Raw genomic sequence first — 13,315 nt, forward strand, 5'->3', positions numbered from 1 at the left:
ATCAGCGCTGACGCTCTATGGGATCGAGGATCTGCAAGGACAAGTTGCCCTTGTGCGATCCCAACTTGGCCTTGAAGGCCGGCACACCGTTGGCGCGCATGATGATGTGTTCAGGCATCTCGACCGGAATCACGTCGCCCGGCTGCATGTGCAGGATGTCGCGCAGCTTGAGCTGGCGGCGCACCACGGTAGCGGCTACCGGCACGCTGACATCGAGGATGTCCTCGCGCAGGGCCTTGATCCAGCGCTCGTCCTGGTCGTCGACGTCGGACTGGAAGCCGGCATCGAGCATCTCGCGGATCGGTTCGATCATCGAATAGGGCATAGTGACGTGCAGGTCGCCGCCGCCGCCATCCAGTTCGATGTGGAAGGTAGACACCACCACCACTTCGCTGGGGCTGACGATGTTGGCCAGCGCCGGGTTCACCTCGGAATTGATGTATTCGAAGTTCACATCCAACACGGCATGCCACGCTTCAGCCAGATCAACGAAAGCCTGGTCCAGCACCATGCGCACCACGCGCAGCTCGGTAGGGGTGAACTCACGCCCCTCGATCTTGGCGTGGCGTCCGTCGCCGCCGAAGAAATTGTCCACCAGCTTGAACACCAGCTTGGCATCGAGGATGAACAGTGTCGTGCCGCGCAGCGGCTTCATCTTCACCAGGTTGAGGCTGGTCGGCACGTAGAGCGAATGCACGTACTCGCCGAACTTCATCACTTGCACGCCGCCCACGGCCACATCCGCCGAGCGGCGCAACAGGTTGAACATACTGATGCGGGTGTATCGGGCGAAACGCTCGTTGATCATCTCCAGGGTCGGCATACGCCCCCGGACGATGCGATCCTGGCTGGTCAGGTCGTAGCTTTTGATACTGCCAGGTTCGGCCTCGGACTCGGTTTCCACCAGGCCATCGTCGACGCCGTGCAACAGCGCATCGATTTCATCCTGGGACAGCAGGTCTTGAACAGCCATGGTTGCACCTTGCCTACTGCAATACGAAATTGGTGAAAAGTACTTGCTCGACGACCAGTTCGCCGATCTCCTTCTTGGCCAGTTCCTGGACAGTGGCAGTAGCCTGCTGACGCAGCATCTCCTTGCCAACCGGGGTGACCAGGGTGTCGAAGCTCTGGCTGGAGAAGAGCATGACGAGCTTGTTGCGCAGCAACGGCATATGCACTTTCAGCGCGTCCAGCTGAGCCTGATCGCGGGCCAGCAACGAAAGGCTGACCTGCATGTAGCGCTGTCGCCCGTTCTGCGAAAAGTTGACGACGAAGGCTGGAGCAAGGTCCTGATAGATAGCCGGTTGCTTGCCTAGCGCCGCGGCCTCGGCCACCTCGTCCGTTGCGCTTTCGGCCTGCCGGTCGCCTCGGCTGAGGAAGAACCAGGTCGCACCGACCGAAAGGGATACCGCCAGGAGCAAAGCCACTGCAATCAGCAAGATCAGTTTCAGCCTGCTCTTGTCGCCCGCTGACGCGGTGGCTGCAGCCGGGGTCTTCGCGTTGTTCTTTGCCATGCCAATAATCCGTCACTTGGCGGGGTAGGACCCACCTTTTCAGGGTGATGAGCAAGTGTTATGCCAGCTCGCCAACCATTCGGACGGTGCCGCATTCACTCCAGGGCAGCGGATATACCAGTGTCGCCGCCAACTGTCACTCGGGAGCAAGGGGGAATTGGGAGATACGGAAGGTAAGGGCATGCCCGGCGGCCCCGCCCCCCTCTTCCCGACGAGGAGAGGGGTGACACGCGCCTGAAGCTTTTTGTGCGTGCCGGCAACGTGGAGTCTGGCTGAATGTAGAAACCAGTCTTTACCGGGGCCAACTCCCTTCGTCCTTTCAGAGGGAGGGCTATGGGATCAGGCGTAATAATCCACCAACCCACGCCCAGCACCCACACTGGCCGAGCGAATCTCGCTGACGCTCACTGACGGGTCTTCATCGCCCTCACCACCGAAATCGGCACGCGCGCCGCCCCCACGCCGCTCGGCGTCACCGCCCTGCCCTTGCCAGCCGCGACTCAGCGACTGGTCGGAGACGCTCACGTCCAACTGGTTCATCCCCTGCTGGGCGAAGAGTTCGCGCAGACGATGCATCTGGCCTTCCAGAGCATCGCGGACACCTGCGTTCGGACTGGCGAAAGTCACCTGTGCCTGGTCCTGAGTCATGTGCACACGTACCTCCAGACGACCCAACTCGGCGGGATCGAGCTGGATCTCTGCCGACTTCAGGTTTTGACTGGACAGCCACATGACGCGATCCACCACAGCCTCGCTCCATCCCCCTTGCTGGAGGGCGACAGGCTGCCCCGGTACCAGATTCGGCGTGCGCTGCGCCTGGGCCACCGGCTGGCCGATAGCCTGGCTAAGCGCACTGAGGCGACTGGCCAGGACCTCACTGCGGGCGTCGGAAGAGCTCTCGCCCAAAGCTTCGCCCAGGCCGCCGGAATGCTCGGCCACGGACAACTCGCCTTCCAGCTGAAGCTCACCGTCCTCCACTGGCTGATCCGCAAAAGCAGATAGCGCACTGGCGAACTCAGCGGAGGTGGCGGACTGCTGGTTGGTGCCCTGCACCTGCGGGGTTGACTGGGCCGATTGGGCGAGCTGTTCCATTGCCATTTTCACGGCAGGCCTGGTATCCAGTGAGACCTGCTCAGGAGCTTGGCTCGACTCGCCCAAGACCTTGGGAGCGGCACTGTCCGGCAGAGCGACTGTCGGCATGACGGGCAACCCCTCGAGCGCAGCACTGGACTGCTCCGGCGACACCTGGTCGGCCGCCACCACAAGCGACGCCGGATCGATTACCGATGCGCCCGAGGCTTGCTGGGTCTCCACTGCCTCGGATGGTAGCTGCTCGGCCATCGCCATCAGCAGCATCGGGTCAATGACAGGCTCGCCCTGGACTTGCGGGTCATCGGCTTCCTCGGCCGGCAAGGCATTGCCGCTTTCGGCAACACTCTCCGCACGGTCTGCCGCCTCGGCAACTGGCTGGCCAGCTTCGTCCGGCGGGCCCGTTTCGGCCGGCTCCTTGCACTCGGCAGCCGTGGCCTGACGCTCTTTCGCGTACATCCTGGCAAAGCTGGACGCCTCGCCGTTGTTGGCTTGCGCCGTCTTTTCCGGGGCTTTTGCAACCGGTGCTTTCGGCTTCACGTCAGGCGTGGCCTGAAGAAGCAGACTGGGGGCAACGGGCATGGGCACTCTCCGCTCGAGTTGGTTCGTGCCTGGGCTGTAGCAAGTGGCGGGCCAATTATCCAAAGTCGGCCGGAGAGCGGGTAACCAGCCAGTTCAGCGACTGCGCTCGTCATCCAGCAAGCGACTGACAATGGCAAACTCCTGCTCGATCGACTCGATCAGCGGAGGCGCTTCATCCAATTGCTCTTGCTTGGCGAGTTCCTCCAGCCGCTTGCAGAGGCTTGCCAGTGGCAAAGCGCCCATGTTGCTGCAACTGCCCTTGAAGCTGTGAGCAGATAGACGCAAGGCCTGGGCATCACGCTGCTGGACCGCCTGATGAAACTGGCGCAGACGCTCGCCCGAATCAGCCATGAAGGTGTCCAGCAATACGGGAAATTCATCTTCCATGACTTCCTTCAGGGCGGCTAAGACAGCGTTGTCGAGATGAGCTTCTGACACTCAGTTCCCCCCCTTTTCGAATCGGTGATCAACTTGTCTGACTAGGCCAGCGGAACTCGACGCAAACCCCGGAGCCGGACTCTGAGGGGCCGCAGCGCGCCGCGAGCTGGCTGATCAAGGTCAGGCCACGGCCACAGAGGCTGTCCATCGAAGGTTGCCGGGCCAGGGTGCCGGCCAGGTCAAAACCCTTGCCGCTGTCCTCGACGCGGATGAGCAAGCGTCCGCCGCCCTTCTCTTGCGGAACAAGTTCGAGATGGAAGCGCACATAGCCTTGCTCAAGCCCCGCCAGACGCTCACTGCGCTCTCGGTAATAGCGAGAGAAGCCTTCAGCATCGCGCTTGAGCGATGAATCCAGATCCAGCACCCCGTGCTCCAGGGCGTTGGAGTAAAGCTCGGCAAGTACGGTGTAGATAGCGCCCCCCTGCTCACGCAACCCCTGGACTTCCAGCAACAGCTGGAGCAGGAAGGGCAGCGGATTGAAGCGTTTCAGGGTCTGGGCACGGAACTCGAAACTGGCCGCCCAATCCAGCGGACTGGCCTGGCCACTGTCGGTGAATGCCAGTTCGGCGCGCTCCACGGTCTCATCCAGGACGCACACTTCGATCATGCTGACGTCGTCCTGGGCCTGGCCGCGAAATGCGGTCAGGGCCTGCTGTATCTCCTCGAACAGCCTGTCGCCTTGGCGATTTGCGTCGAAAACTGCCTGCAGACGCTCATCACCGAACAGCTCGTCGGCATCGTTACGCGTCTCCAGCACGCCGTCGGAAACCAGCACAAGGCGATCCCCGGTTTCCACCGGATAGGTTTCGAACCGGGCGTCGAACGACGCCGGATCAAGCACTCCGAGTGGCAGGTGGCGAGATACCAGCGGCACCACTTCGCCGCTATCGGCACGTCGCAGGTGGCCATTGGGAAGACCGCCGTTCCAGACTTCGACTACTCGCCTATGAAAACTCAGATTCACCAGGGCCGCGCAGCAGAAGACGCCCACCGGCAGGATCCGCTTCAGCTTGGCGTTCATCTCCCGGAGGATGTCGACCAGGCCATAGCCCTTGGCAGTCATCCCGTAGAACACCTCGGCCAGGGGCATCGCGCCGATGGCTGCCGGCAGGCCATGGCCGGTGAAATCGCCCAGCAGCACATGCATGCCGCCGGATGGTTTGTAGGCGGCCAACAGCAGGTCACCATTGAACAAGGCGTACGGCGATTGCAGATAACGAATGTTCGGCGCGCTGAGGCAGCCGGTGTGCGCCACCTTGTCGAACACCGCCTTGGCCACCCGCTGCTCGGTGAGCAGGTGCTCATTGTGCCGGGCGATCAGGTCGCGCTGTTGCAGCACCGTATCCTGGAGGCGACGCAGGCGGTCCAGGGCCTTGATCTTGGCTTCGAGTATCACCGGGTTGTAAGGCTTGGCGAGGAAGTCGTCGCCCCCCGCCTCCAGGCAGCGCACCAGGGCCTCATTTTCCGTCAGTGAGGTAAGGAAGATGATCGGCACCAGCGCATCCCCAGCCAGTTGCTTGATCCGCTTGGCCGCCTCGAAGCCGTCCATGACGGGCATCAGGGCATCCATCAGCACCAGCTGCGGTTGCTCCTGGCGGAACAGCGCGACCGCCTCCAGGCCATTGCTGGCGGCCAGGGCACGGTGGCCCTGGCGACTGACAATGGTGGAGAGCAACAAGCGATCAGCGGCGTTGTCCTCGGCAATCAGGATGGACAACGGCTGGGACATACGGACGAGTCCTCAGGCGATCTGGAAGAGTTGTTCGAAATTGGAGATGGCGAGGATCTTGCGAACGTCAGGGCTGCAGTTGGCCAGACGTATCTGGGCTCGGTCACCGCCGGCATGGTCACGCAGCAACAGCAGCATGCCCAGCGCAGAGCTATCCAGGTAGGTGGTGCCCTTCAAGTCTACGACATAGCGCGTGGGCGTGATGTTCACACGCTCATAGGCATCGCGGAATTCCTGGTGGGCGCCGAAATCGAAACGTCCCTGGATCGAGATGGTCAACTCCTGCCCATCGTCTGAGGGCATCGAGGTGATGGCCATGCAAAGCTCCTTGTTCAAGTTCGGTTTACGCGTGGAGAAGATTTAGCACCCACACCCAAGCAGGGCAACAACAAAGCGGTGCATGCCTGAAATTTAGGATTCTTTTGCACGTTCGGGAAACCCGAGGCGACCAGCCGTAGGGGGCGCACACCGACCTGCGGCCTGCTTGGCGAATGAACTCGCCCCCCACTGATTTCATGCGCCAAACGCTACTCCGCGCCGTGCTGCGGCAGCCGCTGCGCCAGCTCGTCAAGTAGCCTCTGCTCGCGCTTGTCCTCGGCCATTCGGGCCTCGTCGATGTAGCGCTGCACGAGTTTGCGCAGGCCTTCCAGCCGTGCATAACGTTCTTGCCAGGCCGCGCGGGCCTTGGTCAGGTTGTCCCGGTGCCAATTGACGCTCTGGCTCTGTTGGCCGATGGCCGATTCCAACTGCGAGAGGAAGCGCTGATAGTTCATCAGCCACTGGCCAGAGACACCCTTGCGCCCTTCGTCCAGCCATTGCTGCTGGTAGTCGGCGCGGTAGCGCTCGAGTTCGCCGAGCTTCATTTCCGCCTGGGTCAGCTGACCCTGGCAACGCCCGAGCATCCTGGCCGCCTCACGCTCAGCGCGCGCAGCCATCTCCACCACTGGCGCCAGGCGCGCCGCTCGATTTCGCGACATTCGTCATCAACCCAGCGGGGCCACGCCGAGGGTCGCGGCCAGGCGTGCGCTGCTCTGGGCCAGCCCCTCACTCTCATCAAGCGCCTGACGCAGGAATGCCGCCATGCCAGGCTGGCGCGCGATGGCCTGGTCGGTCTCAGGGTCCCCACCGGCCACATAGGCACCGACGCTGATCAGGTCCCGGCTCTGCTGGTAACGCGACCACAGCTGCTTGAAGCGCTGGGCCAGTTTCATGTGGTCGGCGCTGACCACCTGCGGCATGACCCGGCTGATGGACGCTTCGATATCGATGGCCGGGTAATGCCCTTCCTCCGCCAGCCGGCGCGACAGCACGAAGTGCCCGTCGAGCACGCCCCGTGCCGAGTCGGCGATCGGGTCCTGCTGATCGTCGCCTTCGGACAGCACGGTGTAGAACGCGGTGATCGAACCACCACCCTGCTCCGCATTGCCCGCCCGCTCCACCAGCTTCGGCAGCTTGGCGAATACCGATGGCGGATAGCCCTTCGTCGCGGGCGGCTCACCGATGGCTAATGCGATTTCCCGCTGGGCCTGGGCGAAACGGGTCAGCGAATCCATCAGCAGTAGGACGTTCTTGCCCTTGTCACGGAAATATTCGGCAATCCGCGTGCAGTACATGGCAGCCCGCAGGCGCATCAGCGGTGCGTCGTCTGCAGGCGATGCCACGACTACCGAACGTTTGAGGCCCTCCTCACCGAGGATGTGCTCGATGAATTCCTTCACTTCACGGCCCCGCTCACCGATCAGGCCGACGACGATGATGTCGGCGTCGGTGAAGCGCGTCATCATGCCCAACAGCACGCTCTTGCCGACGCCGGTGCCGGCGAATAGGCCGAGACGCTGGCCGCGCCCGACAGTGAGCAGCGCATTGATAGAGCGGATACCAACGTCCAGCGGCTCGCTGATGGGATGACGCTTGAGCGGGTTGATGGTGGGACCATCCATGGGCACCCAATCTTCGGCGCGCATGCCGCCCTTGCCGTCGAGGGCGCGCCCCACGCCATCCAGCACACGCCCGAGCATGGACATGCCCATGGGCAGGCGGCCGGTGTCCGGCAGTGGCACTACGCGAGCGCCGGGCGCGATTCCGGCCAAGCTGCCGACCGGCATCAGGAATATCTTGCTGCCGGAAAAGCCCATCACCTCGGCCTCGACTTGTACCGGGTGATAGCTGTCGTCGTTGACCACCAGGCAACGGCTGCCTACCGGCGCGCGCAAGCCTTCGGCTTCCAGAGTGAGGCCAACCATGCGCAGCAGGCGTCCCTCCACCACGGGTTGTGCAGGCAGCTCGATGACATCGGAATAGCCCGCCAGACGCTTGGCGAAGCTGGTGCGTTCAATCCGCATGGACGGCCATTTCCAAGGCGCCTACCTCCAGCGAGCGATCAGCCGCCGGTGGATGAACCTTGTGCTCCCGCTGCCGTTCGAACAATTGCTTGAGCGCCTGGCTGAGGCGTGTCTCGACGCTGGCGTCGATACGACTGTGTTCGGTCTCGACGCGGCAGCCGCCGGGCTGCAGCGCCTCATCTTCGAGAATGCGCCAGGTTTCCTCATGCCGGTCACGCATGGCCTTGACCAGGTCGAAGTCCTGCGGATTGACGTGGATACGAACGTTGCCGGCCCCCATGGGCAGCAACTTCAGGGCCTCTCGCAGCACATGGCGAAGCTGGCTGGAGTCGGTGTGCAACTCACGCTGGATCACTTCGCGGGTAATCAGGCTGACCAGATGAACCAGGGACTCCTCGATCTGCCGATCCTGCTCTGCGATCGGATCGAGCAGCTGGCCCATGACTCGCTCCAGACGTTCGACCTGGGCACAGAGTGTTACCTCCGCCTCCTGCCTGGCCTTGATCTGGCCCGCGTGGAAGCCGTCTTTCTCACCTGTTGCGAAACCTTCGTTGTAGGCGTCCTGACGGATCGCTTCCAACTCATCGAGCGTCAGCGGCTTGACGGCTTCGAGCTCCACGTCCTCCACCTGGCCAAGCGGCTCGGCGGCGGCAAACTGCTCGGCCTCGTCCACTTCGGCCGACTGTTCCGCCTCGACGACAACAGGGCTTTCCGGATCGAAGCTGGGCAGCGACCAGCGGTCGAATACGCCAAGGTCCTTGCCCCGGATCAGTTCGCTCGACGAATCCTTGTTGGCCATTGTGCGCGCCTCAGATCATTTCTTCGCCGCCCTTGCCGCCGAGGACGATTTCCCCGGCTTCGGCCATACGGCGGGCGATGGTGAGGATTTCCTTCTGCGCCGACTCCACGTCGCTGACTCGCACCGGCCCCTTGGCTTCCAGATCGTCGCGCAACAGCTCGGCAGCGCGCTTGGACATGTTCTTGAAGATCTTTTCCTTGATGGCATCGTCCGAGCCCTTCAGGGCCAGCACCAGCACATCCGACGACACTTCGCGCAGCAACGCCTGGATGCCGCGATCGTCGACATCGGCCAGGTTGTCGAAGACGAACATCAGGTCTTCGATCTGAGTCGAAAGGTCCTCGTCCACCTCGCGAATCGAGTCCATCAGCTGGCCTTCGACCGAGCTGTCGAGGAAGTTCATGATGTCCGCCGCGCGCTTCACCCCGCCCATGCTCGTGCGAGTGGTGCTGGCATTGCCGGCGAACTGCTTCTCGAGAATCAGGTTGAGCTCCTTGAGTGCGGAAGGTTGCACGGTGTTCAGCGACGATACGCGCAGGACGATATCCAGACGCACCTTGTGGTCGAAGTGGCTGAGCACTTCGGCGGCCTGGTCAGGGTCGAGATAGGCAACCACGATCGCCTGGATCTGCGGGTGCTCGTAGCGGATCACATCGGCAACGGCGCGCGGTTCCATCCATTTCAGGCTGTCCAGGCCACTGGTGCTACCACCCAGCAGGATACGGTCGATCAGGTTGTTGGCCTTGTCCTCGCCCAGGGCCTGGGTGAGCATCTTGCGGATGTAACCGTCAGCGCCGACGCCGAGACTGGTCTGGTCGCCGACGATCTCGACGAACTCGCTCATCACCTGCTCCACCTGCTCGCGATGGACATTGCGCATCTGCGCCATGGCCACGCCGACCCGCTGCACTTCCTTCGGCCCCATGTGACGGAGCACCTGGGCGGCATCGGTCTCACCCAGAGACAACAGCAGGATGGCGGCCTTGTCGACCTTGGCCAGTTTCGCGGGGGCGCGGTTCTCACTCATCGGCGTTGATCCATTCTTTGACTACCTGGGCCACGCGGCCGGGATCTTCCGCCACCAGATTCTTGATGGCGTTGAGCTGCGCATCATACCCGTCGCTCGGGCTAGGCAGCAGGATGCTCTGCGGCCCGCCGAGGCTGACGCGGTCCTCCGGCAGCTCGCCGGACAGGCCCATCACGCCCAGATCGACATCACCGTCGCGACCGCCCACCAGCTCCTTGCCCTTGCCGGTGCCCGTGATGTTGTTCAGCACCGGGCGCAGCACGCCGAACACCAGCACCAGGATGAAGAGCACGCCCAGCACTTGCTTGACCACATCCCAGAACCAGGGCTGGGTGTAGAACGGAATGTCGATGACCTCTTCACCGCTGTCGGCAATGAAGGGGGTATTGATCACACTGACGCTGTCGCCACGGCTGGCGTCGTAGCCCACGGCGTCCTGGACCAGACGGGTGAAACGGGCGATCTCCTCGGCGCTCCAGGCTACCCGGGTGGTCTCGCCGGTTTGCGGGTCCACCTTGACCTGGTCATCAAGCACCACGGCGACGGAAAGCCGACGCAAGCGACCCTGCTGCTGCTTCGTGTAGCTGATGGAGCGGTCCAGTTCGTAGTTGCGGGTGGCCTGGTCGCGCTTGTCGGTCGGGTACGGCGCCAACATCGGCTTGCCGGTGGAGGGGTCGATGATCTGCTGGCCGTTGCTATCCAGCAGCGGTTGCCCCGGCGCCAAGCCCAGCGCTGCAGCACCGTTGGCTTGTTGCGGCGCGGCACCCGGCGCCGGCGGCTGGTTGGACAGCGCCCCCGGGACGCCTTGCGGTCCGCTGCTGTTCTGCCGCTCCTCGTTGACGCTCTGTTCGCTGCGCAGCGCCGGCTGGTCCGGGTTGTACATTTCGGAAGTCGATTCGACCGCGCTGAAGTCCACATCCGCCGAGACTTCCGCCTTGTAGCGGCCATTCCCCAGGACCGGCTGCAGGATGCTATGCACGCGCTGTGTGTAAAGGGTCTCCATACGCCGGGAGTAGTCGAACTGCTTACCCGCCATGGTCAGCTCGGAGAGCTCCTGCTGGTCGGACAACAGGTTGCCCTTCTGATCGACGACCGTGACCTGGGATTTTTCGAGCTCCGGCACGCTGGTGGCGATCAGGTTGACGATGGCCATCACCTGGCTCGGCTCCAGGCCACGCCCCGGATAGAGTTCCACCAGCACCGAGGCACTCGGCTTGCGTTCATCACGGACGAATACCGAGCTCTTGGGAATCGCCAGGTGCACACGGGCACCCTTGACGTTGTTCAGGCTGGAGATGGTACGCGCCAGCTCACCTTCCAGCCCGCGGCGGTAGCGGGTCGCCTCCATGAACTGGCTGGTGCCCAGGCCCTGCTCCTTGTCGAGAATTTCGAAGCCGACGTTGCCATCGCTCGGCGCCACCCCCGCACCAGCGAGTTTCAGCCGCGCGCGGGCCAGGTCGTCCGCCTTCACCAGTAGGGCACCGGAGTTGGGTTCGATCTTGTAGGGGATGTCCGCGGCCGTGAGGGCATCCACCACCTGGTTGGCATCCATACCGGAAAGGCTGCCGTACAACGGACGATAGTCCGGCTGCTGGGACCAGAGGACCACGGCAAAGCCAACGGCAACGCTGGCGGCCAACCCGACCAGCAAGCCGACCTGGCGCAGCATGGTCATCTGCGAAAGGTTTTCCAGGAAGGCGAGACCGAACAGGGGCTTCTTCCCGCCCGGCTCGATCGATGCGTCCATCTTGGCCGGGACCTTTGTTGCAGCGTCAGCCATGTCTCAACCCGTCCTTATACCGGCATCTGCATGATGTCTTGGTAGGCCTGCACCAGCTTGTTACGCACCTGGGTCATGGCCTGGAAGGAAACGCTGGCTTTCTGCGACGCAATCATGACGTCGGTCAGGTCCACGCCGGTCTTGCCGACTTCGAAGGCCGTTGCAAGTTCGCTGGCCGCCTGCTGGGTATCGTTGACCTTGTTGACGGCCTGACCAAGCACCTCAGCGAAGTTCGGCGCGCCGACTTCCGGCGCGGCGACGGGGACAGGCTTGGCGCGCGCCATGGCATCCATCTGCATGGCACGCATTTCCAACATCAGACGATTGAACTCGACACCCTGGCTCATCATATTCCTCCCACTGCCGCGCTTTTTTGACGCTGCGCGGCTTGATGAGTAGGTATTTGCAACAACGGTGCCAAGAGTTCAGGAATGGCGACTCGAAAGGTCGGCAGAATCGCAGGACCGGCCCCCTCTCCCTTTGGGAGAGGGCTGGGGTGAGGGATGTCTCAGCTGGCTCGAACTCTGGACGGCAGCCCCTGGGGCCTGCAACGCGAATGAACACGCCCCCACAAAGAATCCATCAGCCCCTCGGGATGCCGCCATTCAGCTGGCGTACAGATACGCCTCCACATCCATCCCCGCATCGCGCATCTGCGCCAGCTTGTAGCGCAAGGTACGCGGACTGATGCCCAGGCGTTCGGCAGCTTCCTTGCGGCGGCCACGCTCGGAGCGCAGCGTGTCGATGATCATCTGGAACTCATGGCGCCTCAGGTCATCACCCAAGCCGCCGGCAGCCTCGACAGGGGCGGCTGGCATGGTCGCCATTGGCACGGTGACTGGAACCACCATCAAGGGAGCGATGGGTGCCACCGCCATGCCGATGGGCGCGGTAAGGCAAAGGTCCTGGGGCTGGATGCTGCCACCCTGCTGCAGGATCAGCGCTCGCTGCACGGCGTTATCCAGTTCTCGTACGTTGCCTGGCCACGCGTGAGCGACCAGCGCGGCCTGGGCCTCGACCGAGAAGCGCACCGCGCCATGGTTCATTTTTTTGACGTGCTTGGCCAACAGACGCTCGGCCAGCGGGAGGATATCCGCCGGGCGCTCACGCAACGGGCGCCAAGCCAGAGGGAAGACAGAGAGGCGATAGTAGAGATCCTCGCGGAAGCGCCCCGCCGCCACTTCCCCTGCCAGGTCACGGTTAGTGGTAGCGAGCACGCGGATGTCCAGGTTGATCGGCCGACGCGCACCAACGCGCTCCACCTCACGCTCCTGCAACACGCGCAACAGCTTGGCCTGCAAGCCGATTGGCATCTCGGAAATCTCGTCGAGCAGGATGGTGCCTCCGTCGGCCAACTCGAACTTGCCCGGCGCACAGGCAATGGCACCGGTGAACGCGCCCTTTTCATGACCGAAGAGCGTGGCTTCGAGCATGTTGTCAGGAATCGCCGCGCAGTTGATGGCAATGAACGGCTTCGCGGCACGCGGGGACTGCTGATGGATGTAGCGCGCCAGCACTTCCTTGCCCGTGCCGGACTCACCAGAGATGAGCACCGTGGAATCACTCCTGGCGACGCGCGCAGCCAGGTCCAGCAGCTGTCGACTGGCCGGTTCCAGGGCCACCGGCCCGTCCTGATCAGCCACGCTCATGCGGCCGAGGGCATGACGCGCCACCAGCTCCAGCAGGGTGTTCGGCTCGAAGGGTTTGACCAGGTAGTCCGCCGCTCCCTGGCGAATCGCCTCGACGGCGCGCTCCACTGCGCCATAGGCAGTCATCAACAGCACCGGCAGTTGCGGCAGGCGCTGACGCACGATGCCCAGCAACTGATGGCCATCCATGCCCGGCATGTTGACGTCGCTGATCATCAGGCCGAAGGGCTCTTCCCCGAGGGCCACCAGGGCCGCCTCTGCGCAATCCACCGCACGGTAGTCGTAACCGCCCAGCAACAGCGTGTCCGCCAGCGCTTCACGCAAGGCACGGTCATCTTCGACCAGCAGAATTTTGGCAGTCATCGT

At 63.1% G+C, this 13,315-nt stretch carries 13 protein-coding genes; all 13 read right to left on the reverse strand.

Features of this window, described 5'->3' with window-relative positions; translation table 11 throughout:
* Position 1 precedes the first annotated feature (1 nt).
* Positions 2–973: a flagellar motor switch protein FliM gene (gene fliM, locus OXH74_RS24015; RefSeq protein ID WP_215373314.1), complete on the reverse strand. Its 972-nt coding sequence runs from the start codon at positions 971–973 to the stop codon at positions 2–4.
* Positions 974–986: 13 nt separating this feature from the next.
* The gene (fliL, locus tag OXH74_RS24020) at positions 987–1,514 is read right to left on the reverse strand and encodes a flagellar basal body-associated protein FliL (protein ID WP_375739179.1); all 528 of its coding nucleotides are present in this window, start codon (positions 1,512–1,514) and stop codon (positions 987–989) included.
* A gap of 339 nt (positions 1,515–1,853) precedes the next feature.
* Positions 1,854–3,185, reverse strand: coding sequence for a flagellar hook-length control protein FliK (locus tag OXH74_RS24025; protein ID WP_375739180.1), 1,332 nt, complete (start codon positions 3,183–3,185; stop codon positions 1,854–1,856).
* A 93-nt stretch (positions 3,186–3,278) separates the two neighbouring features.
* On the reverse strand, positions 3,279–3,623 hold the full coding sequence (locus OXH74_RS24030) for an Hpt domain-containing protein (RefSeq protein WP_375739181.1): 345 nt from the start codon (positions 3,621–3,623) through the stop codon (positions 3,279–3,281).
* Between the two features lie 28 nt (positions 3,624–3,651).
* Positions 3,652–5,352: a SpoIIE family protein phosphatase gene (locus tag OXH74_RS24035; RefSeq protein WP_375739182.1), complete on the reverse strand. Its 1,701-nt coding sequence runs from the start codon at positions 5,350–5,352 to the stop codon at positions 3,652–3,654.
* A gap of 12 nt (positions 5,353–5,364) precedes the next feature.
* Positions 5,365–5,670 (reverse strand): STAS domain-containing protein, encoded by a 306-nt coding sequence (locus tag OXH74_RS24040; RefSeq protein WP_215373326.1) that lies wholly within the window; start codon positions 5,668–5,670, stop codon positions 5,365–5,367.
* Positions 5,671–5,879: 209 nt separating this feature from the next.
* Complete coding sequence (gene fliJ, locus OXH74_RS24045) at positions 5,880–6,329, reverse strand: flagellar export protein FliJ (RefSeq protein WP_375739183.1); 450 nt, start codon at positions 6,327–6,329, stop codon at positions 5,880–5,882.
* A 6-nt stretch (positions 6,330–6,335) separates the two neighbouring features.
* A complete protein-coding gene (fliI, locus tag OXH74_RS24050) occupies positions 6,336–7,694 on the reverse strand; it encodes a flagellar protein export ATPase FliI (RefSeq protein WP_375739184.1) in 1,359 nt (452 codons plus the stop codon).
* The gene (gene fliH / locus OXH74_RS24055) at positions 7,684–8,493 is read right to left on the reverse strand and encodes a flagellar assembly protein FliH (protein ID WP_375739185.1); all 810 of its coding nucleotides are present in this window, start codon (positions 8,491–8,493) and stop codon (positions 7,684–7,686) included. Before fliH ends, fliI begins: the two co-directional genes overlap by 11 nt.
* Before the next feature lie 10 nt (positions 8,494–8,503).
* On the reverse strand, positions 8,504–9,520 hold the full coding sequence (fliG, locus tag OXH74_RS24060; RefSeq protein WP_215373335.1) for a flagellar motor switch protein FliG: 1,017 nt from the start codon (positions 9,518–9,520) through the stop codon (positions 8,504–8,506).
* Positions 9,513–11,300: a flagellar basal-body MS-ring/collar protein FliF gene (gene fliF, locus OXH74_RS24065; RefSeq protein ID WP_375739186.1), complete on the reverse strand. Its 1,788-nt coding sequence runs from the start codon at positions 11,298–11,300 to the stop codon at positions 9,513–9,515. Before fliF ends, fliG begins: the two co-directional genes overlap by 8 nt.
* A 14-nt stretch (positions 11,301–11,314) precedes the next feature.
* The gene (fliE, locus tag OXH74_RS24070) at positions 11,315–11,647 is read right to left on the reverse strand and encodes a flagellar hook-basal body complex protein FliE (RefSeq protein WP_215373339.1); all 333 of its coding nucleotides are present in this window, start codon (positions 11,645–11,647) and stop codon (positions 11,315–11,317) included.
* Between the two features lie 258 nt (positions 11,648–11,905).
* Entirely contained in the window at positions 11,906–13,312 is a 1,407-nt protein-coding gene (gene fleR, locus OXH74_RS24075) for a sigma-54-dependent response regulator transcription factor FleR (protein WP_375739187.1), read from the reverse strand.
* Positions 13,313–13,315: the final 3 nt, after the last annotated feature.

Origin of the sequence: Metapseudomonas boanensis (assembly GCF_042232855.1) — a bacterium.
In the GTDB taxonomy this organism is placed as follows: Bacteria; Pseudomonadota; Gammaproteobacteria; order Pseudomonadales; family Pseudomonadaceae; genus Metapseudomonas; species Metapseudomonas boanensis.

Bases quoted from the DNA above. Each gene is read 5' to 3' on its own strand.
- fliM (WP_215373314.1), bottom strand. From the start codon at position 973: ATGGCTGTTCAAGACCTGCTGTCCCAGGATGAAATCGATGCGCTGTTG.
- fliL (WP_375739179.1), bottom strand. From the start codon at position 1,514: ATGGCAAAGAACAACGCGAAGACCCCGGCTGCAGCCACCGCGTCAGCG.
- OXH74_RS24025 (WP_375739180.1), bottom strand. From the start codon at position 3,185: ATGCCCGTTGCCCCCAGTCTGCTTCTTCAGGCCACGCCTGACGTGAAG.
- OXH74_RS24035 (WP_375739182.1), bottom strand. From the start codon at position 5,352: ATGTCCCAGCCGTTGTCCATCCTGATTGCCGAGGACAACGCCGCTGAT.
- OXH74_RS24040 (WP_215373326.1), bottom strand. From the start codon at position 5,670: ATGGCCATCACCTCGATGCCCTCAGACGATGGGCAGGAGTTGACCATC.
- fliJ (WP_375739183.1), bottom strand. From the start codon at position 6,329: ATGTCGCGAAATCGAGCGGCGCGCCTGGCGCCAGTGGTGGAGATGGCT.
- fliI (WP_375739184.1), bottom strand. From the start codon at position 7,694: ATGCGGATTGAACGCACCAGCTTCGCCAAGCGTCTGGCGGGCTATTCC.
- fliH (WP_375739185.1), bottom strand. From the start codon at position 8,493: ATGGCCAACAAGGATTCGTCGAGCGAACTGATCCGGGGCAAGGACCTT.
- fliG (WP_215373335.1), bottom strand. From the start codon at position 9,520: ATGAGTGAGAACCGCGCCCCCGCGAAACTGGCCAAGGTCGACAAGGCC.
- fliF (WP_375739186.1), bottom strand. From the start codon at position 11,300: ATGGCTGACGCTGCAACAAAGGTCCCGGCCAAGATGGACGCATCGATC.
- fliE (WP_215373339.1), bottom strand. From the start codon at position 11,647: ATGAGCCAGGGTGTCGAGTTCAATCGTCTGATGTTGGAAATGCGTGCC.
- fleR (WP_375739187.1), bottom strand. From the start codon at position 13,312: ATGACTGCCAAAATTCTGCTGGTCGAAGATGACCGTGCCTTGCGTGAA.